The organism is Nocardioides sp. TF02-7 (genome assembly GCF_022437945.1).
GTDB lineage: Bacteria > Actinomycetota > Actinomycetes > Propionibacteriales > Nocardioidaceae > Nocardioides.
The window spans coordinates 1,703,146-1,723,157 of sequence record NZ_CP092535.1 but is presented as its reverse complement, the minus strand read 5'-3'; the positions used below and the strand labels follow the sequence as shown (position 1 = coordinate 1,723,157).

The window sequence follows — 20,012 nt, the reverse complement described above, 5'->3', positions numbered from 1 at the left end:
ACGGTTTGCGTCACCATGTCAGCCCCGAGCCGGTCTGTGAGGTAGCGCATGAACGTCGAACTCCCCGAGGGTGTGCACACCGTCGAGCTCGCGGTGCCGGACGCGGCCGGGGTGCTGCGCGGCAAGCGGGTGCCGGCCAGTGCCTGGCCGACGGTGGCGCGCAAGGGCATCCACATGGCCAGCCTGATCTACACCTGGACCCCGCGCTGCGAGGTGCGGGACGACGACGAGTGGCTGGACCCCGGCAAGGGGTGGCCGGACATGCACGTCGTCCCGATGCCCGGCGAGCTGCGTCCGGTGCCGTGGCGGCCCGGAGCCGCCCAGGTGCTCTGCGAGACGTTCGAGGAGGACGGCAGCGAGATCCCGGTCTCTCCCCGCGCCGTGCTGAAGCGGGTCCTCGAGCGGGCGGCCAACCTGGGCTACGAGGTCAAGATCGGGTTCGAGATCGAGTTCTACCTCCTCGACAGGCAGACCCGTCAGCCGCGGCACGACGACATCCAGTGCTACGGGCTCGCGCGCGCCGCCGAGTACGAGGACGTGCTGGCGCCGATGCGCAACCAGCTGGTCGAGTTCGGCATCCCGATCGAGGCGTCGAACACCGAGTACGCGCCCGGCCAGGTCGAGGTCAACGTCCGTTACGACGAGGCGATGCGCACGGCCGACAACGCGGTGCTGTTCCGCAACGCGGTCAAGGAGATCGCCGCCCAGCACGGCTACATCGCCAGCTTCATGGCGAAGATCGACCACGAGCAGTCCGGCAGCGGCGTGCACCTGCACCACTCGTTGTGGAAGGACGGCAAGAACGCGTTCGCCGAGGACGGCCGCCTCTCCGACCTCGGCCGCTGGTACCTCGGCGGGCTCCAGAAGCACATGGCCGAGATGACCCTGTTCGGGTCGCCGACGCCGAACTCCTACAAGCGGCGCCAGCCCCTACTCCTTCTGTCCGCAGAACGCGACCTGGGGTCACGACAACCGCACCGTGGGCCTGCGGGTGATCGACGGCGAGGACTCCGCAGTGCGGATCGAGCAGCGCGACGGCTCCTCCGACTCCAACCCCTACCTGATCATGGCCGCACAGATCGCCGCCGGCCTGGCCGGGATCGAGCAGCAGCTCGAGCCGCCGCCGCCGACCGACGACGACGCGTACGCCGACACCGCGGCCGACGTGCTCCCCGAGACCGTGCCTGCCGCGATCGAGGCGCTCGCCAAGTCGACCCTGGCCCGGGAGGTGTTCGGCGACCTGCTGGTCGACGTGGTCAGCGGCATCGCCCGCAACGAGCACGCGTTCGTCACCCAGCGGGTCTCCGACATCGAGCGCGACCGCTACCTCGAGGTCTTCTGATGGAGCTCGCCGTCGTGGTCGGTCAGTGCACCGCCACCGTCAAGGACGCCGGGCTCGAGGGACGCAAGCTCGCGCTCGTACGGCGGGCCGACGCGGAGGGCGTCGTCACCGGGGAGGTGGAGGTCGCGCTCGACGTCACCGGTGCCGGCGCGGGGCAGCTCGTGCTGCTCGTCCGCGGCAGTGCCGCCCGCCAGCCGGCCGACACCCGGCAGCTCCCGGCCGACCTGGCCATCGTCGCGATCGTCGACGAGGTGACCACCTCGCCGGGATCCGTCAACGCACCGGCTCCCGGGCCGGCGCCCCGCAGTTCCAGCACCACGCAGCAGGCCCCGTCGACGGCGGCGGCCCGGACCCGTACGAGAGGAAAGTGACATGGCAGAGGTTCCCCAGGTGGCGATCGGCATGATCGAGACCCGAGGCGTCGTCCCCGCGATCGAGGCGGCCGACGCGATGGTGAAGGCCGCGAACGTGCAGCTGGTCAGCAAGGAGGCCGCCGGCGGTGGGCTCGTCGCGATCATCGTGCGGGGCGACGTCGGTGCGGTGAAGGCGGCCACCGACGCCGGTGCGGTCGCGGCCAACAAGGTCGGCGAGGTGCTCTCGGTGCACGTGATCCCGCGTCCCCACGAGGACATCGCCGCCATCGTCCCCGCCGCCCAGTGACCCCGCGGGGCCCGGCCCCGCGCGGACCCGCGTGACCACCCGCAGAGGACTTCCGCATGTCTGACCATGAGTTCCGAGCCGTGCTCGCGGCCCTGGACGCCGGCGCGCCGCCGGTCGCCGCACCGGTTCCGCCGCTGCGCTCGGTGGCGGTGCTGGGTGCCGGCGCGGTCGGGCGGCTGCTGGCCTGCGAGGCGCTGGCAGCCGGGCTCGAGGTGCGTCTGCACTCCGTCCTCGGTCGCGAGCTCACCGAGCTCGCCGAGGCCGGCACCATCACGGTGCGCGGAGCGCACCTGGTCGGCAGCTATCCCGTCTCGACCGAGCCGTCCGACCGACCGCACATCCGTCTCAGTCGCAGCCTCGACGAGGCGGTGGCCGGGGTCGACGCGATCGTGGTCGCCACGCCGGCCACTGCGCACGCCACCTACGCCGGCCTCCTGGCCGGCAACCTCGCCGACGGTCAGCTCCTGGTGCTGGTCCCGGGGCGCTTCCTGGGGTCGGTGGCGTTGAGCAGGGACCTGCAGGCCCACCTCTGCTCCGCACGCGTGACCGTCGCCGAGCTCGAGGCGGTGCCCTACCTGGCGACGGCCCGGGGGGCGGGCGTCGAGGTGCACGGGGTGGCGCGGCACCTCGGGGTGTCCGCGCTGCCGGTCACCGACGCCGACCAGGTCGCCGCCCGGCTCCGGCCGCTGGTGCCCGCGCTGCGCCCGGTGGACGGACCGCTCGACACCGCCTTCGGAACGGTGACCGGCGTGCTCGCGGTCGCACCGGTCCTGACCAACGTGGCGGTCGTCAACGGCGGCACCGGGACCGGCGTGCTGCTCAAGGAGCTGGTCCCCCAGGCCCTCGCCGACAGCCTGCTGCACCAGCTCGACGAGGAGCGGCGCGAGGTCGCCTTCCGGTACGGCGTGCGCGACCTGCCGTCCGCGGCCGGTTGGCTGCGCCGGGCGTACGGCGGCCAGCCGGCCGACGAGGTCGAGGACGACGGCGACCTCGCCGCGGCGCTGCGCGACCTCGAGGTCTTCGACGAGCTCCGGATCGGGACCGGTGGCGGCCCGCGGGTCATCGACGACGTCCCGCACAGCCTGGTACCGCTGGCCAGCGCGGGCCGCGAGGCGGGGGTGCCGACCCCTGCGACCGACACCATGGTCGCGCTCGCCTCCAGCTTCGCCGGCACCGACTTCGGCCGGGAGGGCCGTTCCCTGCAGACCCTGGGGCTCGCCGGCCACGACCCGGGCGAGCTCCGGCGGGTGATCGCCGCACCGCGTGCGGACCGCCCGCACACCGACGTGTGGCGGAGGTTGTGATGTACGAGGACCTGGAGAGCATCGCGGAGGCCCGTCGATGTGCCGAGCGGGCCCATGAGGCGTTCCTGCGCTTCCGCGAGTTCCCTCCCGAGCAGGTGGACCGGATCGTGCGGGCGATGGCCCAGGCCGCCGAGCGGGAGGCCGGCCGGCTGGCCGAGCTCGCCCGCGCCGAGACCGGCTACGGCGACGTCGAGGACAAGCGGCTGAAGAACCTCTACAACGCCCGGGTGGTGGGCGAGTGGCTCGCCAACGTCACCACCCTCGGGGTGCTCTGGCGCGACGACGCGACGAAGGTGGTCGCGATCGGTGAGCCGATGGGCGTGGTGGCGGGGCTGATCCCGGTCACGCACCCGACCGCGCTGGTCATCTTCAAGGTGCTGTCGGCGGTCAAGGCGGGCAACGCGATCGTGTGCGCGCCGCACCCCCGGGGAGCCCGCGCCTCCTTCGAGACCGCGGCGGTGATGGCCCGGGCGGCCGAGCAGGCCGGGGCTCCGCAGCACCTGGTCCAGTGCATGGCGAAGGCCAGCATCGAGGGCACCGGGGCGCTGATGAGGCACCACCGCACCTCGGTCGTGCTGGCCACCGGCGGCGCGGGGATGGTGCGGGCGGCGTACTCGTCGGGGAAGCCGACCCTGGCGGTCGGTCCGGGCAACGTTCCCTGCTACGTCGACCGCTCCAAGGCGGGCGACCTGGCCGACATCGCCGACGGGATCCTCACCTCCAAGGACTTCGACCACGGGACCGGCTGCGTCTGCGAACAGGCCATCGTCGCCGACCGCCCGATCGCCGGCCGGCTGCGCGAGGAGTTCCGCGCCCACGGCGGCTACTTCTGCACCAGCAAGGAGGCCGAGGCGCTGGGGCGGCTGCTGTTCACCCGCGACCTCGGGATCGTCCCCGAGCACGTCGGGCAACCGGCCGCGGTGCTGGCCGAGCGTGCCGGCTTCTCGGTGCCGCCGCGCACGCGGGTGCTGCTCGCGGAGCAGGACACCGTCGGGCGCAGCCACCCGCTCTCGGCCGAGAAGCTGAGCCCTGTCCTCGCGTTCTACGAGGTCGACGACGCCGACGCGGGCTACCGGGTGTGCCAGGAGATCCTGCGTTTCGGCGGCGAGGGCCACTCGACGGCGCTCCACGCCGACGACCCCGACGTGGTGGCGCGGTTCTCCACGCTGTCGGCGGGCCGGGTGTTCGTCAACGTCCCCTGCATGCACGCGGGCATCGGCTTCTCCGCCGACGTCGAGCCGAGCTTCATGCTCGGCACCGGCACGATGTCGGGCTCCATCACCTCCGACAACGTCACCGCCCTGCACCTGATCAACGTCAAGCGGATCGCCTACGAGTCCCGCCCCTGGCGCACGATGGCCGACCTGTTCGAGAGGACCTCTTGATGACCAGCACCCCGTTCCAGCTCCGCGCCTTCGTGCAGATCGACCGCCTGCAGCCGCAGTTCGCGGCGTACAACGGTGCCACCGTGCAGGGATCGATCCCGCTCTCGGGGGACACCATCCTCGTCGGCGAGCTGGGCCCGGGCAACGAGGTGTTCCGGATCGTCGACATCGCCCTCAAGGCCGCCCAGATCGAGGCGTCCACCCAGATGGTGGAGCGCGAGTTCGGCTTCTTCATCCTCCGCTCGCCGCACAACTCCGAGATCAACGCCGCCCGCGACGCCATCCTCAGCCACACCGGGCTGTCCCTCGCCGACCGGATCGCACCCACGGTGGAGAGCAGCCAGATCATCACCTCGGTCGAGCCCTACCAGGCACAGCTGCTGAACAAGTGGCGCAAGGGCTCGATGGTCGTGCCGGGCGAGACCCTCGGCATCGTCGAGTGCTCGCCCGCGGCGTACATCACCGCGGCTGCCAACGAGGCGGAGAAGCACGCCAGCATCAAGCTCGTCGAGGTCCGTGCGGTCGGGCGGTTCGGTCGGCTGTTCATCACGGGCACCGAGGAGGAGGTCCGCACCGCCGTCACCGCCGCGACCGACCTGTTGGCCGGTATGGAAGGTCGCTGATGCCGGTCATCTCCGAGTACGACGTCCGGTCGGCCGCCCGCAAGGGGCAGCGCCGGCTGGTGGTGCCGCCGGGCGCGGTGATCACGCCGCAGGCCCTGGAGGCCGCGGAGACCGTCGGCGTCGAGCTGCGGCACGACGACCCGCCCGCGGCGGTGCCCGGCATCGATCCCACGCGTGCGATCCAGAGGCTGCTGCTCAAGCGCTCCCCGCGCTGGAGCGCGCCGGAGCCGCGACGCGGGCTGACACCCACCCGGTTCCTGCGCGTCGCCTTCGTCGGGAGCGGCATGGTCGGCACGACGGCCGCGCACCTGACCGCGATGTCGGGGATGGCCGACGAGCTGACGATCATCGACGTGGTGCCCGGCCTGGCCGCGGCCACCGCCCTCGACATCGAGCACGCCTCCGGGATCACCGGCGCGGCGACCCGCGCCCGCGGGGGGACGTCCCTGGAGCTGGTGGCCGGGGCGGACGTGGTCGTGGTCACCGCCGGCCGCCCGCGCAGCCCGGGGATGACCCGCGCAGGACTGCTCGAGATCAACGGCCGCGTCGTGCGCGACGTCGCCGAGGCGATCGGGGCCCACGCGCCCGGCGCGGTGGTCATCGTGGTCACCAACCCGGTCGACGAGATGACCCACGAGATGTGGCGGGCCTCCGGGCTGCCCGACCACCAGGTGATCGGCATGGCCGGCACCCTCGACTCCAGCCGGTTCCGCAACGCGCTGGCCGAGGCAGCCGGGGTCGCGCCGGCCGACGTGTGGGCGGTCGCGCTCGGCAGTCACGGCGCCGAGATGGTGCCGGTCGTGTCGTCGGCGACGATCAAGGGGCCGCCCGGCCCGCGACGTGCTCCCGCAGCCCGAGCTCGCGCGGTGCGCGAAGCTCGCCGTCGACGGCGGCGCCGCGGTCGTGGCGCTGCGCAAGACCGGGTCGGCGTTCATCGCGCCCGCCCACGCGGTGGTCGAGGTCATGGACGCGCTGCGGGGCGCGACGTCCGAGCCGCTGCCGGTCTCCGCGATGCTGCACGGCGAGTACGGCATCGAGGGGGTGTTCCTCGGAGTCCGTGCCCGGCTCGCCCGCAACGGCGTCGCCGAGGTCGTCGAGGACGCCCTCGACGAAGCCGAGCTCCGCGGGCTGGCCGATGCGGCCGACTCGATCCGCGACCGCTTGGCCGGCTGAGCGAGCGAGCGGACCCGACCGAGGACGGTGCGATGACAGGCTGGGTCGGGTCGGTCCTGGGCATCTTGTCCGACGACGCGTTCACGCAGCTGCGCGGCGTCGCGGAGCTGGTCTGCAGGGAGACCAGCATCGAGGCGATGCAGGTCACGGTCGTCGACGACACCTCCGACGCCCACGTGGAGGTGGTGAACGTCGGCCACGAGGAGCACGTGGCGGACTACTACACCTCCGCGACGTTCACCCACCGGTGCTTCGGGTTCGCCACCCAGATGCGGCGGCCCGAGAAGCTCCTCACGTGGGACGACATCCCCGGCTTCCGGGACAGCCACACGGCACGTGCCGTCCTGGCGCCGTCCGGCTTCGCCAACGGCATGTCGGTGCCGGTGCAGGACGAGCGGGGACGGGTGGTCGGGATCTGCAACGTCAACACGGTGCTCGACCACGTGCCGCCCGGGACCAAGGAGGTCTTCGAACGCCTGAGGCCGACCCTTGGCGGCGTGGTCGCGATGGCGTGCCGCCAGCTGCGGGCCGGTCTCTCCTCCCGCGAGGCGCAGGTCCTCCGCCTGCTGGCCGACGGGGCGTCCAACCGCGAGATCGCCGAGGAGCTGGGCATCGCCCGCCGTACGGTGTCGACCCACGTCGAGCACATCTTCACCAAGCTCGGCGTGAGCACCCGCGCGGAAGCGGCCGTGGTCGCCGTCCGGTCGCGGTGCCTCCCGCGGGGCTGACGCAATACGTCATCTGACCGATGGTCGCCCCCGGTCGGCCGTCCTACCGTCGAAGTGCGCTCCGGCCCCGGAGCGGCTCCCGCAGACGGCGACCCGGCGACCGTCTCCTCCAGATTGAGAGCCACCATGTCCACTGGATACCTCTGGCACGCCCTGTACGGATGGAACGACACCGGCAGCGGGTCCCTCACCCCCGCCGACCCGGCCGCGGGCATGCAGCCCGTCGCCTTCCACTTCGCGCATTCGGACAACAAGCGCCGGATCAACGAGCTCGTCGAGGTCTCCGGCCTCGTCGACCAGCTCGTGAAGGTCCCCGCGCGCCCCGCCACCGCCGACGAGATCCTGCGGGTGCACACCAAGGAGCACCACGACCGGATCGTGAGCGAGAGCAAGCTGCCGAAGGGCGGCGACGCGGGTGACGGCATCTCGCCGTTCGGGCGCGGGGGGTACGAGATCGCGGCACTGGCCGCGGGCGGGGCGATCGCGATGGTCGACGCCGTCGTCGAGGGGCGGGTGGACAACGGGTTCGCGCTCGTGCATCCCTGCGGGCACCACGCGACCGCGGAGACGGGGATGGGCTTCTGCGTCTTCAACAACGTCGCGATCGCGGTCAAGCACGCCCGTGAGTCCCTGGGCGTGGACCGGGTCGCGGTCCTCGACTGGGACGTGCACCACGGCAACGGGACCCAGTCGATCTTCTGGGAGGACCCGAGCGTCCTCACCATCTCGATGCACCAGGACCGGTTCTTCCCGCAGGACGAGGGCTTCGTCACCGAGCGGGGCGGCGGGTCCGGAGCGAACACGAACCTGAACATCCCGCTGCCGCCGGGAACCGGCGACGCCGGTTACCTGGAGGCGATGGACGCGGTCGTCGTCCCCGCGCTCCGCGCCTTCGACCCGCAGCTGATCATCGTGGGTTGCGGCTTCGACCCGAGCATCCTGGACCCGCTGTCGCACACGATGGTGTCGGCGCCGGGCTTCGCGGCGATGACCGAGAAGGTCAAGGCCGTCGCCGAGCAGGTGTGCGGAGGCAAGCTCGTCATGGTGCAGGAGGGCGGCTACAGCATCCACTACCTGGCCATCTGTGGAGCGCTCACCATCGCCGCGCTCGCCGGCGTCGAGAGCATCGAGGACCCGTACTGGTTCCTCGTCGAGAACCTGTACGGACGAGCGCAGCTCGAGCCCGGCCAGAAGGAGGCCATCGCGGAAGCGGCCCGGGAGGTCGACCGCATCCCGCACCCGGAGGGACCTCGCTCCTGAGCCGGCGTCTCCTCCCGGATCCGGCTGGATAGGCTGGCCCGACCGAGGAGGGACGTGAGCAGCAGCAAGCAGCGCAAGGCCCGGCAGCAGGCCGAGCGGGAGCAGTGGGAGCGCGAGCAGGCGCGGCTGGCGGCGCGGCGCCGCCGGGGCCGGGTCCTCGGCGTCGTCGGGACGGTCGTCGCGGTGGTGGCGGTCGTCGCCGGCGGGGTCGCGCTGTCCGGCGGGGACGACGGCGACCCGGAGGCGGAGGAGCCGGTGGTCGAGAACACCGAGCTGCTGGAGTCCGAGGCAGCTGCGGACGCCCAGGCCTCCGCAGCGGCGGAGGCGATGGCCGCCGGCGAGGTGCTGGCCGAGGACTACACCGTGGAGCCGGGAACCCCGGTGGACAGCCGCACCAGGCCGCTGCGCGACGATCGGCCGGTGGCCTGCGACGGGAAGGTCCCGGCCGGGGCCCGGGCGAGCCGTCCCCGCTACCCCGGCGGCCCGGCCGAGGTGCTGCGTGACGGCGTCGACTACGTCGCGGTGATCGAGACCTCCTGCGGCACGATCACCATCGACCTGCTGGAGAAGGCCGCGCCGGTGGCGGTCAACTCGTTCGTCTTCCTCGCCCAGGAGGGCTTCTACGACGGCCTGGAGGTGTTCCGCGACTTCGGCGGGGTCACTGCCGTCGAGGCCGGCAGCGGCGACAACACCACCAGCTGGGACGTCGGCTACCGGCTCCCCGACGAGCTGGACCTGGCCGAGCGCGAGGGCTACCCGGTCGGCACGGTGACGACGGCCGGCGAGGGCCCCTACACCGCGGGCAGCTCGTTCTACATCGCCTACGGCACCTGGTTCGACGACGGCTTCCGGGACAACCGGATCCACACCACGTTCGGCCGCGTGCTGCGCGGCATGGACGTCATCGAGACCATGACCGCCATGGACCGCGTCGGGATGGGCGGCGAGGCGTTCGCCGAGCGGCTGTTCATGGAGTCGGTCACGATCGAGGAGCGCTGAGCACCTCGCTGCTGTCGGCGCTCCCCCTGCGACGCAGCACGTTGTAGGCGAACAGGGCGGCCATGACGGCGGTGCCGGCCCACATGGCCTGCTGCCACCCGTCGACGAACGACTCCTGCGCGGCCCGCACCACGGACGCGCTCTGCGGGCCGGCCGCATCGGCGGCTCCGATCGCGTTGGCGACGCCTTCGCGCGCGGTGGCGGCCACGTCGTCGGGGACGCCGTCGAGACGGGGGTCGATCGAGCTGCGGTAGCCGGCGGTGAGCAGCGCGCCGAGGAGGGCCACGCCGATGGCCGTCCCGAACTCGCGGGTGACGTCGTTGAGCGCCGACGCGACGCCCTGGCGCTCGCGCGGCAGCGAGCCGGTGATCGCCTCGGTCGCCGGGGTCATGGCCAGGCCCATGCCGAGCCCCATGATCAGCATCCCCGGGAGCACCGAGAGGTAGCCGCGGTCGACCGACACCACGGTGGCCATCAACGCCAACCCGGCGCCGAGGACGAGGACGCCCGCCGCCATGGTGGCGCGGCTCCCGGCGCGGCTCGCCACCCGGGGCGCCAGGCCGGACGCGGCCATCATCACCAGGGCCATCGGCAGCATCCCCAGCGTCGCGCGGAGCGCCGACCAGCCGAGGACGGCCTGCAGGAAGGGGAAGAGCACGACGAAGATCCCGGCCTGGACCCCGAAGACCGCGAGCAGCGACACCGAGCCCCCGGCGAGGCTGCGCTCGCGGAACAGGCGTACGTCGAGCAGCGGCGCCGGTTGCCGCAGCTCCCACGCGCCGAACCCGGCCGCCGCGACCAGGCCGCCGACGAGGCAGGCGAGGACGGCGGGTGTGGACCAGCCGTGCACGGGGCCCTCGTGGAGGGCGTAGATCAGGGCGAGCACGGCGACGACGGAGGTGGCTGCGCCGACGAGGTCGAACCGGTGGTCGGCGACCTCGCGGGAGTTGGGCACCGAGCGCACGACCAGGGCGGCGGCCACGACCACGAGCACGACGGGCAGGACGAAGAGCCAGCGCCAGGACCCGACGTCGACGAGGAGCGCCGAGAGGTACATCCCCAACAGGCCGCCACCGCCGCCGACGGCCGTCCACACGCCGATGCCCTTGGCGCGCTCGGACTCGGGGAAGCTCGAGGTGATCACGGCCAGCGTGACCGGCATGATCATGGCGGCGCCCACCCCCGCGAGGAAGCGCGACGCGAGCATCATCTCCGCGGAGGTGGCCAGTCCCGCGGCCACGTTGGCGGCCCCGAAGACGGCCAGCCCGAGCAGCAGCACCGGCTTGCGGCCCCGGCGGTCGCCGAGGGCACCGAGCGGCAGCAGCAGCGCGGCGAGGCTCAGCGTGTAGAGGTTGATGAACCACAGCACCGTGCTCTGCGACGCGCCGAACTCCAGCGCGAGCTCCGGCTGGGCGACGTTGAGCCCGGTGACCGAGGCGATGACGGCCATCAGCGCGACGCAGACCGCGACGAGGACCAGCCGGCGCCGGCGCGGGTCGTCGATGGTGGCCCGGTCGTCGCTGTGGCCGTGGTCGTGACCGTGGTCGTGGTCGGGCGCGGTCGAGGGTGGGTGCGTGCTCATGGCGGCTCCTTCGTGAGGGCAGGATGGGTCCGCGTCGGGGCAGCGGGCCCCGACGGCGCGTCGGGTGGTGGTGACGAGCGCCGCTGGCGGGCGCGGCGCGGTGGTGCGGGTCCGCGGGTCTCAGGTACGCCGGGTGGCGCGGACCACGACGTCGTGGATCGTCCGCTCGTGTCCACCGGGGCCGGGCACGGTCCGCTGCGTCTCCTCGGCGGTCACGACGGTCCACCGGGCCGGGTCCAGCCGGGCGGTGATGTCTGCGGCGGTGACCGACGCGGACGCCGGCGGCTCGGTGCCGCCGTGGGCCTGTCCGTGGCCCGCGTGCGCTCCGTGGCCGTGGCCGTGGCCGTGCTCGTGCCCGTGGTGGAGGTGCCCGACGACGAAGAGGGTGCCTCCCGGCGCGACCCACGACGCGAGCCGGTCGTAGAGCTCCAGCTGCGGGATCGCGGCGTGGGCGTAGTGGGTGGTGACCAGGTCGAACGTGGTCCCCCGGCTCCCAGGTGGCCAGGTCGGCCTCGACCCAGCGCACGGCGACGCCGGCAGCGGTGGCCCGGGCGGCGGCGCCGGCGAGCGCGTCGGCGGAGACGTCGGCAGCCGTCACCTGCCAGCCCCGCTCGGCCAGCCAGATCGCCTCGGCGCCGCCGCCGCAGCCGGCCTCGAGAGCGGTGCCGGGGGTGAGCTCGACGACCTCGCGCACCAGGTGCGGGTTCGCCGCGCTGGTGGCCATGGCCGGCGCGCGCTCACCGCGCCAGACCCGGCCCCAGTAGTCCCTGTCGAACGTGTGGCCGGACGTGTGGCCGGACGTGTGGCCGGACGTGTGGTCCATCGACTCGCTCCTCCTCCGCGCGGGTCCCGCCGCGCCTTGCGCCGGCCCGCGGTGTCGCCGGGGCCTACGTCGATGGTGGGGCGACCGCAGCCAGATTGCAAACTTTGTTGCCGAATGGAAAAAGAGGAGCGAAGCGGAGATCCGGTACGGTTCGCGGCGCCCAGCGCCCGAGGAGCAGATGAGCTCGTGACGACGACAGTGGAGGTTCGGTGGACGCCCTGATCGCAGCCGGAGCAGCCGAGGTCGCCCTCGGCGCGCTGATCGGCTTCCCGTACGCCGTGGCCGTGGACGACAGCCCCACCTCGCGCCGACTGCTGACGGCGCTCAGAGTGCGCCACCCACGGCGGCTTCGGCAGCTGCACCTGGACCTGATCATCATGGGCGTCCTGCTGATGGCCGCCGGGGTCGCCGTCCCCGACCTCCCGACCGCCGTCGCGCTGGCCGTCGGCATCGGCGGCTGGACCAACGCCCTGCTGTTCGTGCCGCTGATGGTCGACGAGCGGCAGCAGCACCGGGCGTGGTTCCGGGCGGTGACCGTCGCGTCCTTCCTCGCCGTCAGCGGCGGCTGGGTCGGCGTCGCCGCGGTCGCCGTGGCCGGAGTGTGAGCGGGTGGCCGTCGATCCGGCGCCGCCGGACCGTCGGGGGGCTCACCTAGCGGTGAGCCGACGCTGGGTGCCGCGGTAGTGCGAGGGCGAGACGCCGTACGCCGCCACGAACGCCTGGCGCAACGACTCGGCGGTGCCGAACCCGCAGCGCACGGAGATCGCCTGCACGGTCAGGTCGCTGCCGGCGAGCAGGTGCGCCGCCGCGTCGACCCGGGCCTGCCGGACGTGGCGGCCCGGGGTCACCCCGAGCTCCTCGACGAACAGCCGCGACAGGTGGCGCTCGCTGACCCCGGCGCGCGTGGCGAGCGCGGTGGCGGAGAGGTCGTCGGAGAGGTGCGCGGCGACGTGGTCGACGGTCTCCCGCACCACGGAGTGCCGTGCGGCGGCAGGGGCGGTGAACATGCTCATCTGCGCCTGGTTGCCCGGCCGTTGCAGGTAGGTGACCAGGTGCCGTGCGACGTCGCGCGCCACCTCCGGCCCCAGGTCGGCCTCGACGAACGCCAGCGTGAGGTCGAGGGCCGCGGTGACGCCGGCGGAGGTGCTGACGCCGTCGTCGACGACGAAGATCGGCTCGTGGTCGAAGACGACGTCGGGGAACCGGGCCTGGAGGTCGGCGGCGTGGTCCCAGTGCGTGGCGGCCCGGCGGCCCGACAGCAGCCCGGCCGCGGCGAGCACGCCGGCGCCGGTGCACACCGACGCCACCCTGCGCGACTCACGGGCGAGCCGGCGCACGTGCGCGAGCAGCCGCTCGTCGTCCATCGCGTCGACGTACCCGATGCCGCCGGACACGACGAGGGTGTCCAGCGGCCCGCGCACGCGTTCCAGCGCGACCTCGGCCGCGAGCACGAGGCCGGTGCCGGTGGTGATCGGTCCGCCCCCGGGGAGGCGAGCCGCGGACGGTAGGCGGCGCGGCCGTGCCGCCAGTTCGCCAGCTGGAGCGCGGTCACCACCGACGCGATGTCCAGCAGCTCGGCGGCGGGGTAGCCCACCACCAGCACTCGTCGCGGCTCTGTCATCGCACCACCGTAGGCAGTCGAGGCCGCCTGCGCGCCAGGTCTGACCGACAGGCACACCAAGGATCCGGACACCGCGCCGTGCCGGGCTGGCCGGTCGCGGACGCCCCGGCGCACGGTCGTCCCATGACGACGACACCCACCCCGACCGAAGAACGGTCCAGCCGAGCCACCCGGACCGTCGCGATCCCCCTCTACGACGGCTTCACCGCGCTCGACGTCGTCGGGCCCTACCAGGTGCTGGCGTTCACGCCGGGCACCGAGGTGGTGCTCGTCGCCGAGGCCGGCGGCCGGGTGGTGGACGACCGCGGCTCGCTGACCCTCGACGCCGTCCCCTGGAACGACGTCGACCGGCCCGACGTGGTCGTGGTCCCGGGCGGTCCCGGCACCGCCGCCGCCCTCCGCTCCGGGCTGCCGCACTGGGTCGCGACCGCCCACGAGCACACCGCCTGGACCACGTCGGTGTGCTCGGGGTCGCTGGTGCTCGGGGCGGCCGGCCTCCTGACCGGCCTGCCGGCCACCACCCACTACCGGCACCGGGAGAAGCTGGCGTGGCTCGGAGCGGTGCCCTCCGAGGACCGGGTGGTCGAGCAGCCGGCGGCGCGGATCATCACCAGCGCCGGGGTGAGCAGCGGGATCGACATGGCCCTCCGCCTGGTCGAGCTGCTCACCGACCGCCGGACGGCCCAGGCGGTGCAGCTGTGGACCGAGTACGACCCGCAGCCGCCGTACGACGCCGGGTCACCCGAGCGTGCGCCGGCCGAGGTCCACGAGCTCGCCGCCCGGTTCGACGACGAGGCGCTCGACCACTGGGGAGCGTTGACAGCGCCCTGATGCCATAGCAAAGTCAGCATGCCATGGTATCGAGTGGAAAGGTGTGCGGATGGCCGGGTTCGACCGCCGGCTGGTCGCGCCCCTGGTCCTCGGCACGGTCCTGAACCCGGTCAACTCCTCGATCATCGCCGTCTCGCTGGTGCCGATCGGCAGGGACCTCGGCGCGTCCCCGGCGCACACGGCGTGGCTGGTGTCCGGGCTCTACCTCGCCACGGCTGTCGGCCAGCCGGTGGTGGGCCGGCTCGTCGACGTCCTCGGACCGCGCCGGCTGCACCTCGCGGGCAGCGCACTGGTCGGGCTCGCCGGCCTGCTCGGGACGGTGGCCCAGGACATCGGCACCCTGGTCGCCGCGCGGGTCCTGCTGGGGATCGGCACCTGTGCCGCCTACCCGGCTGCGATGTACCTCATCCGCAGCGAGGGTCGCCGCACCGGCAGCTCCGATCCCGCCGGCGTCCTCACCCTCCTCTCGGTCGCGAACCAGACCTTCGCCGTCCTCGGCCCGCCGCTGGGTGGGCTCCTCATCGGCGTCGCGGGCTGGCGCAGCACGTTCGCGGTCAACGTCCCGCTCTCCGTGGCCTGCCTCTGGTTGGGCGCGCGGCGCCTGCCGCGCGACCGCCCCGCCGCCGACGGCCCGCGACCGCGGTTCGACCCGGTCGGCGCCGTGCTCTTCGGCACGCTGCTGGTGTGCGCGATGGTCGTGCTGCTCGAGCGGGACCCGGCCCTCTGGCCGCTGCTGGCCGTGTCGGCGGCGGCCGCGGGCGGCTTCGTGTGGGTCGAGCTGCGTGCGGCCGAGCCGTTCGTCGACCTCCGCCTCCTGCGGGGCAACCTGCCCTTGGTCGCGACGTACGCCCGGACCCTGCTGACCGCGACCGTCACCTACGTCTTCCTCTTCGGGTACACCCAGTGGCTGCAGGACGGCCGCGGCCTGGGGCCGGGCGCGGCGGGGCTGCTGATCATCCCGACCTTCGTCGTGGCGATCGTCGTCGCCGCGGCGACCGGACGCCGCGGGTGGGTACGGGGGAGGCTGGTCACGGGCGGCGCGGTCCAGGTCGCCGCCTGTGCCGCGCTGCTCGTCCTCGACGACGACCTGCCGGTGGTGGCGCTCGCGGGGCTCGCCGTGGTCGTCGGTGTCCCGCAGGGGCTGCTCAACCTCGCCAACCAGCACGCGCTCTACCACCAGGCGGACCCGGCCCGGCTGGGCTCGTCGGCGGGCCTGCAGCGGACGTCGATGTACGTCGGCGCGCTGGTCGCCGCGGCGGCCGTCGGGGCCGCGCTCGGCGGCGGCGCCACGACGTCGGGGATGCGGGTCCTCGGGGTGGCCGCGCTCGGGCTCGCGGTGGCGACGCTCGTCCTGTCCGTCGCGGACCGCAGCCTGGGTCGACTGGCCCGGCCGGGTGGCGACCGGCCCTACGAGCCGGGCGCCTCGAGGAGGTCGCTCATGCCGGCGCGGGCCCGGTCGGTGGCGATCTTCTCCGCTGCCGCGGGATCGCGGTCGCGGAGAGCGCGGACCAACCGTCGGTGGTTCTGGTAGCGGTCCATGCCGAACTCGTCGTTGGCGGCGAGCAGCTCCAGCAGCCGGGCCCGGCGCCCGGAGGGGGAGAACACGCGGGCCTGCTCGACCAGGCGCAGCAGGACCGGGTTGCCGACGCAGTCCTCGACCGCCTCGTTGAACCGCTGCATCGTGTCGAGCAGCTGGTGGACGTGACGGTCGTGCGGCGTTCCCTCGCTGCGGCGCTGGCGGATGAGGATCAGGAGGTCGTCGGCGTCGTCGAGGATCGCGTCGAGCCGGTCCAGCTGCTCCTCCGTGGCCCGCTCCGCGGCGAACCGCGCGATCATGCCGCGCAGCGAGATCTCCACCTCGGCGAGGTCGCGGATCGCGGTCTCGCTGATGAACGACACCTTCACGGTCCGCGGCCCGGTGCGCTCGAGCAGGCCGTCCTGCTGGAGTCGGCGGATCGCCTCGCGCACGGGCGTCGGGCTGACCGCGAACTCCTCGGCGAGCCCGCGCTCGGTGACCCGCTGGCCCGGCGTGAGCTTGCCGGTCGCGATGGCCGCGCGGACCGCGCGGTAGGTCTGGTCCGCCAGCGTCTCGGCGCTCAGGTCTTCGGAAGGGGTGGTGACCACGGGGTCACCTTACCGATCGAATGGCATGTGGCGCATTGCAACCCTTGACGCAGATGCTGTAGCAAACGTAGCGTGACCGGTGCCACTCGACATGGCGCATCCTTGAGGCACCGCACGGACCAGAGACGAGCCGATGACGACCACCACGCCGACCACCACGACGCCGCGGAGCGCCGGCACCGCTCGCATCACGCTGCTGGTCGCGCTGGCGGTGTTCGCGCAGGAGTCGACGTGGAACTTCTACGACGCGCAGGTCCCGCCGCTGCTGCGGGAGCACCTCGCCAGCGCGGCGCTGGTCGGCCTGCTGATGGGGATGGACAACCTCCTCGGCATCTTCGTGCAGCCGTGGATCGGCAACCGCTCCGACAGCACCCGCACCCGGTGGGGCCGGCGGCTGCCCTACCTCGTGGTCGGCATGCCGATGGCCGCCCTGCTGTTCGTCCTGATCCCGCATGCCGCGCGATCGCTGCTGCCCCTCGTCGCGGTGATGTTCGCCTACGCCCTCGTCGTCAACTCGCTCAACCCGGTCTCCACCTCGCTCCTCCCCGACTTCATCGGGCCCGAGCGCCGCAGCCGCGCCAACGCGGTCGTCAAGATCGCCACCAGCCTGACCATCATCGTGGCCGCGCTGGTGAGCGTGCTGGTGGTCGACGAGCACCCGCGCCTGGCGTTCGCCGTCCCCGCGGTGGTGATGCTGGTCGCGGTCGTCGTCCTGGCCGCCAAGGTCCGGGACAGCGAGTCGCCGGCCTACCGGGCCGCGCTCGAGGAGGACCGGACGGGCGGCTCCGCTCGTGCCGACCGGCCCCGGGCGCGGGACGCGGTGCTCGAGATCGTCCGCGACACCGACCGCAGCCGGCTGCTGCTCATGCTCGCGATCCTGCTCTTCGGCGGCGCCTGGGCCGCGTCACGCGCCCTCGTCACGCCGTACGGCCAGGAGGCGCTGGGCCTCTCCCGCGGTGACGCGGGCGGCCTCACCCTCCCCAGCGGCATCGCGTTCCTGCTCGCGGCCTACCCCGCCGCGCTGCTGGCCGAGCGGCTCGGCCGGCTGCGGGTGATGCTGGGCGGGATGGCCGTCTTCGGGGCCGCGATGGTCGCCGGCGCCCTGGTGCAGACGCCGACCGGCACGGTCGTGGCGTTCTCGGTCGCCGCCGCGGGCGCGGCCGGGTTCATGATCAACGCCGTCGTCGTGCTGTGGAACTTCGCGCCGTCCCCCCAACCTCCTCGGCACCTACGCCGGCCTCTACACCGTCGGGTGGGCGTGCGGCGGGTTCCTCGGGCCGGCGCTGGTCGGCGCGATGGTCGACGTCACCGGGTGGGGGCTGATGCTGGTCGACATCGCCGGCATCGCCGCCCTGGCCGCGCTCGTCGTCGCCCGCCTCGTCCGCTCCCAGCGCCGCGCAGCGACACCGACCCTGCGCTGAGCCCGCCCTCGCCCGACCCACCCCACGACCGACAGGAGAACCGCGCGCGTGTCCCGAGTCCTCATCACCACCGACTACCTCCGTCCCGGCGACGAGGTCGACCGCTACCTGCGCGGTGCCGGGCACGAGACCCGGCACCTGCCGATGACCGGCCGGCGCGACCTCGCCGAGCTGGTCGCGGCCCTCCAGGGGATCGAGGCCGCCCTCGTCGCCAACGAGCCGCTGACCGCCGAGGTGCTCGAGGCCGCCGCGTCGCTCCGGGTGGTCGTGCGGACCGGGGTCGGCTACGACTCCGTCGACGTCGACGCCGCCGCGCGGCTCGGCATCACCGTCAGCAACCTCCCCGGCATCAACGCCAACGCGGTGGCCGAGTACACCCTCGGCCTGCTCCTGGCGGCGGCCCGCCGCCTGGTCCAGAGCGCTGCCGGCGTCGCCGCGGGGCGGTGGCCCCGCGAGGACGGGCACGAGCTGCGCGGCGCGACCCTCGGCCTGATCGGGTACGGCGCGTCGGCGCGCTTGGTCGCGCCGCTCGCGCACGCCTTCGGCATGACCGTCCTCTGCACGACCGGCGTCCCCGAGGCCGAGCGGGCCGCCGCGCCCGCGGGCGCGGCCGTCCGCTTCGTCGGGCTCGACGAGCTCCTCGCCGCCTCCGACTACGTCTCGGTCCACACCGCGCTGTCCGAGCGGAGCCGCGGGCTGCTCGACGCGGCGGCGTTCCGGCGGATGAAGCCGACCGCCGTCCTCGTCAACACCGCCCGCGGTGCGATCGTCGACGAGCCGGCGCTCGCCCGGGCCGTCCGTGACGGCGTCATCGCGGGCGCCGCGCTCGACGTCGCCTGCGAGGAGCCGCTGCCCGCCGACAGCCCGCTGCGCGACGTCGACGGGATCGTCGTCTACTCCCACCTGGCCGGCCAGACCGCCGAGGCGCGGCGGGCCGCCGGGCTCGAGGGGGCCGCCGAGCTGGTGGCCTCGCTGGCCGGCACCCCCAGGTTCGCCGTCAACACCCCGATGGAGGTCCGCGCATGAACACCGACAGCTCCCACCACCGGATCGCCGTCATCCCCGGCGACGGGATCGGCACGGAGGTCGTGCCGCCCGCACTCCGGGCCCTCGAGGTGCTCGGCGAGCGGGGCGGCTTCTCCTTCGAGCTCGACCACTTCGACTGGTCCTGCCAGCGCTACCTCGAGACCGGCCGGATGATGCCCGAGGACGGCCTCGACCAGATCGCCGGGCACGACGCGATCCTGCTCGGCGCCGTCGGCTGGCCCGGCGTCCCCGACCACGTCTCCCTGTGGGGGCTGCTCATCCCGATCCGGCGCCAGTTCCGCCAGTACGTCAACCTGCGACCGATCAAGGTGATGCCCGGCCTGCCCGGCCCGCTCCGCGACAGCGACGGCGTCGACTTCGTCGTCGTCCGCGAGAACGTCGAGGGGGAGTACAGCGAGATCGGCGGTCGCCTCAACCGCGGCTTCCCCGACGAGATGGCCGTCCAGGAAGCGGTGTTCACCCGGCCCGGCGTCACCCGGATCGTGGACTACGCCTTCGAGCTCGCCCGCACCCGCCGCGGCCACCTCACCTCGGCGACCAAGTCCAACGGCATCGTGCACACGATGCCGTTCTGGGACGAGATCGTCCGCGAGCGCGCCGCGGCGCACCCCGGTGTCGAGTGGCGGCAGGAGCACATCGACGCGCTGGTCGCCAAGCTGGTGCTCCGCCCCGCCGACTTCGACGTGATCGTCGGCTCCAACCTCTTCGGCGACATCCTCAGCGACCTCGCCGCCGCCATCGCCGGCAGCATCGGGATCGCGCCCGCGGCCAACATCAACCCGGACAGGGAGCTCCCCTCGATGTTCGAGCCGGTGCACGGCTCGGCGCCCGACATCGCCGGGCAGGGCATCGCGAACCCCCTCGGCGCCCTCTGGTCGGCCTCGATGATGCTCGACCACCTCGGGCGGCCGGACGCCGCCGCCGCGCTCATGACCGGCATCGAGCGCACCCTCGCCGACGGCACGGTCCGCACCCCCGACCTCGGCGGCACCGCGTCCACGCAGGAGATGACCGACGCCGTGCTCGCGAACCTCCCCCTCGACCGACCCTCCACGACCGAGCCCGACGGGCAGCACGAGAGATGAGGAC

15 protein-coding genes and 3 pseudogenes are annotated in these 20,012 nt (G+C 73.5%); 14 read left to right on the top strand and 4 right to left on the bottom strand.

Going from position 1 to position 20,012, the window contains the following annotated elements; genetic code table 11:
- The first annotated feature begins 48 nt into the window (after positions 1 to 48).
- The 8 genes from MF408_RS08715 to MF408_RS08680 all read left to right on the top strand — a co-directional run bounded on the left by MF408_RS08715 (position 49) and on the right by MF408_RS08680 (position 9,474).
- Entirely contained in the window at positions 49 to 1,713 is a 1,665-nt protein-coding gene (locus MF408_RS08715) for a EutN/CcmL family microcompartment protein (RefSeq protein ID WP_240251031.1), read from the top strand.
- Position 1,714: 1 nt separating this feature from the next.
- The gene (locus MF408_RS08710) at positions 1,715 to 2,002 is read left to right on the top strand and encodes a BMC domain-containing protein (protein ID WP_240251030.1); all 288 of its coding nucleotides are present in this window, start codon (positions 1,715 to 1,717) and stop codon (positions 2,000 to 2,002) included.
- A 56-nt stretch (positions 2,003 to 2,058) separates the two neighbouring features.
- Positions 2,059 to 3,306 carry an NAD/NADP octopine/nopaline dehydrogenase family protein gene (locus tag MF408_RS08705; protein WP_240251029.1) on the top strand — a complete coding sequence of 416 codons (1,248 nt, stop codon included), beginning with the start codon at positions 2,059 to 2,061 and terminating at the stop codon, positions 3,304 to 3,306.
- Positions 3,306 to 4,691, top strand: coding sequence for an aldehyde dehydrogenase family protein (locus tag MF408_RS08700; protein ID WP_240251028.1), 1,386 nt, complete (start codon positions 3,306 to 3,308; stop codon positions 4,689 to 4,691). The genes MF408_RS08705 and MF408_RS08700 overlap by 1 nt, the downstream gene beginning before the upstream one ends.
- Positions 4,691 to 5,314: a BMC domain-containing protein gene (locus tag MF408_RS08695; protein WP_240251027.1), complete on the top strand. Its 624-nt coding sequence runs from the start codon at positions 4,691 to 4,693 to the stop codon at positions 5,312 to 5,314. The genes MF408_RS08700 and MF408_RS08695 overlap by 1 nt, the downstream gene beginning before the upstream one ends.
- Complete coding sequence (locus tag MF408_RS08690) at positions 5,314 to 7,215, top strand: LuxR C-terminal-related transcriptional regulator (RefSeq protein WP_240251026.1); 1,902 nt, start codon at positions 5,314 to 5,316, stop codon at positions 7,213 to 7,215. Before MF408_RS08695 ends, MF408_RS08690 begins: the two co-directional genes overlap by 1 nt.
- A gap of 126 nt (positions 7,216 to 7,341) precedes the next feature.
- Positions 7,342 to 8,475, top strand: a complete 1,134-nt coding sequence (locus tag MF408_RS08685; protein WP_240251025.1) for a class II histone deacetylase — start codon at positions 7,342 to 7,344, stop codon at positions 8,473 to 8,475.
- Positions 8,476 to 8,529: 54 nt separating this feature from the next.
- On the top strand, positions 8,530 to 9,474 hold the full coding sequence (locus tag MF408_RS08680) for a peptidylprolyl isomerase (RefSeq protein WP_240251024.1): 945 nt from the start codon (positions 8,530 to 8,532) through the stop codon (positions 9,472 to 9,474).
- Here MF408_RS08680 and MF408_RS08675 read toward each other — a convergent pair.
- Both MF408_RS08675 and MF408_RS08670 read right to left on the bottom strand, forming a co-directional pair.
- A complete protein-coding gene (locus MF408_RS08675) occupies positions 9,455 to 11,056 on the bottom strand; it encodes an MFS transporter (RefSeq protein WP_240251023.1) in 1,602 nt (533 codons plus the stop codon). The two genes, MF408_RS08680 and MF408_RS08675, sit on opposite strands and share 20 nt — an antisense overlap.
- Positions 11,057 to 11,603: 547 nt before the next feature.
- A pseudogene (locus tag MF408_RS08670) lies at positions 11,604 to 11,780 on the bottom strand (methyltransferase domain-containing protein); the annotation flags it as partial.
- Between the two features lie 308 nt (positions 11,781 to 12,088).
- Here MF408_RS08670 and MF408_RS08665 point away from each other — a divergent pair.
- Positions 12,089 to 12,484 (top strand): hypothetical protein, encoded by a 396-nt coding sequence (locus MF408_RS08665; protein WP_240251022.1) that lies wholly within the window; start codon positions 12,089 to 12,091, stop codon positions 12,482 to 12,484.
- Between the two features lie 42 nt (positions 12,485 to 12,526).
- Here MF408_RS08665 and MF408_RS08660 read toward each other — a convergent pair whose 3' ends face one another.
- On the bottom strand, positions 12,527 to 13,555 hold the full coding sequence (locus tag MF408_RS08660; protein ID WP_275693378.1) for a helix-turn-helix domain-containing protein: 1,029 nt from the start codon (positions 13,553 to 13,555) through the stop codon (positions 12,527 to 12,529).
- Between the two features lie 68 nt (positions 13,556 to 13,623).
- Here MF408_RS08660 and MF408_RS08655 point away from each other — a divergent pair, with 68 nt between their 5' ends.
- Positions 13,624 to 14,331 (top strand): DJ-1/PfpI family protein, encoded by a 708-nt coding sequence (locus MF408_RS08655; RefSeq protein WP_240251020.1) that lies wholly within the window; start codon positions 13,624 to 13,626, stop codon positions 14,329 to 14,331.
- A 49-nt stretch (positions 14,332 to 14,380) separates the two neighbouring features.
- Positions 14,381 to 15,571, top strand: a pseudogene (locus MF408_RS08650) (MFS transporter); the annotation flags it as partial.
- A 167-nt stretch (positions 15,572 to 15,738) separates the two neighbouring features.
- Here the strand turns inward: MF408_RS08650 and MF408_RS08645 are convergent.
- Positions 15,739 to 16,455: a GntR family transcriptional regulator gene (locus tag MF408_RS08645; RefSeq protein ID WP_240251019.1), complete on the bottom strand. Its 717-nt coding sequence runs from the start codon at positions 16,453 to 16,455 to the stop codon at positions 15,739 to 15,741.
- Between the two features lie 133 nt (positions 16,456 to 16,588).
- Here MF408_RS08645 and MF408_RS08640 point away from each other — a divergent pair.
- From MF408_RS08640 to MF408_RS08630, 3 genes and pseudogenes are all read left to right on the top strand, one after another.
- Positions 16,589 to 17,590 (top strand): annotated as a pseudogene (locus MF408_RS08640) (MFS transporter); the annotation flags it as partial.
- A 430-nt stretch (positions 17,591 to 18,020) separates the two neighbouring features.
- Entirely contained in the window at positions 18,021 to 18,902 is an 882-nt protein-coding gene (locus MF408_RS08635; RefSeq protein ID WP_240251776.1) for an NAD(P)-dependent oxidoreductase, read from the top strand.
- Positions 18,899 to 20,008, top strand: coding sequence for a tartrate dehydrogenase (locus MF408_RS08630; RefSeq protein WP_240251018.1), 1,110 nt, complete (start codon positions 18,899 to 18,901; stop codon positions 20,006 to 20,008). The genes MF408_RS08635 and MF408_RS08630 overlap by 4 nt, the downstream gene beginning before the upstream one ends.
- Positions 20,009 to 20,012 lie beyond the last annotated feature (4 nt).

Coding starts and splice junctions, on each gene's coding strand:
- MF408_RS08700 (WP_240251028.1), top strand. CDS start 3,306: ATGTACGAGGACCTGGAGAGCATCGCGGAGGCCCGTCGATGTGCCGAG.
- MF408_RS08710 (WP_240251030.1), top strand. CDS start 1,715: ATGGCAGAGGTTCCCCAGGTGGCGATCGGCATGATCGAGACCCGAGGC.
- MF408_RS08705 (WP_240251029.1), top strand. CDS start 2,059: ATGTCTGACCATGAGTTCCGAGCCGTGCTCGCGGCCCTGGACGCCGGC.
- MF408_RS08675 (WP_240251023.1), bottom strand. CDS start 11,056: ATGAGCACGCACCCACCCTCGACCGCGCCCGACCACGACCACGGTCAC.
- MF408_RS08630 (WP_240251018.1), top strand. CDS start 18,899: ATGAACACCGACAGCTCCCACCACCGGATCGCCGTCATCCCCGGCGAC.
- MF408_RS08695 (WP_240251027.1), top strand. CDS start 4,691: ATGACCAGCACCCCGTTCCAGCTCCGCGCCTTCGTGCAGATCGACCGC.
- MF408_RS08690 (WP_240251026.1), top strand. CDS start 5,314: ATGCCGGTCATCTCCGAGTACGACGTCCGGTCGGCCGCCCGCAAGGGG.
- MF408_RS08685 (WP_240251025.1), top strand. CDS start 7,342: ATGTCCACTGGATACCTCTGGCACGCCCTGTACGGATGGAACGACACC.
- MF408_RS08655 (WP_240251020.1), top strand. CDS start 13,624: ATGACGACGACACCCACCCCGACCGAAGAACGGTCCAGCCGAGCCACC.
- MF408_RS08635 (WP_240251776.1), top strand. CDS start 18,021: ATGACCGGCCGGCGCGACCTCGCCGAGCTGGTCGCGGCCCTCCAGGGG.
- MF408_RS08715 (WP_240251031.1), top strand. CDS start 49: ATGAACGTCGAACTCCCCGAGGGTGTGCACACCGTCGAGCTCGCGGTG.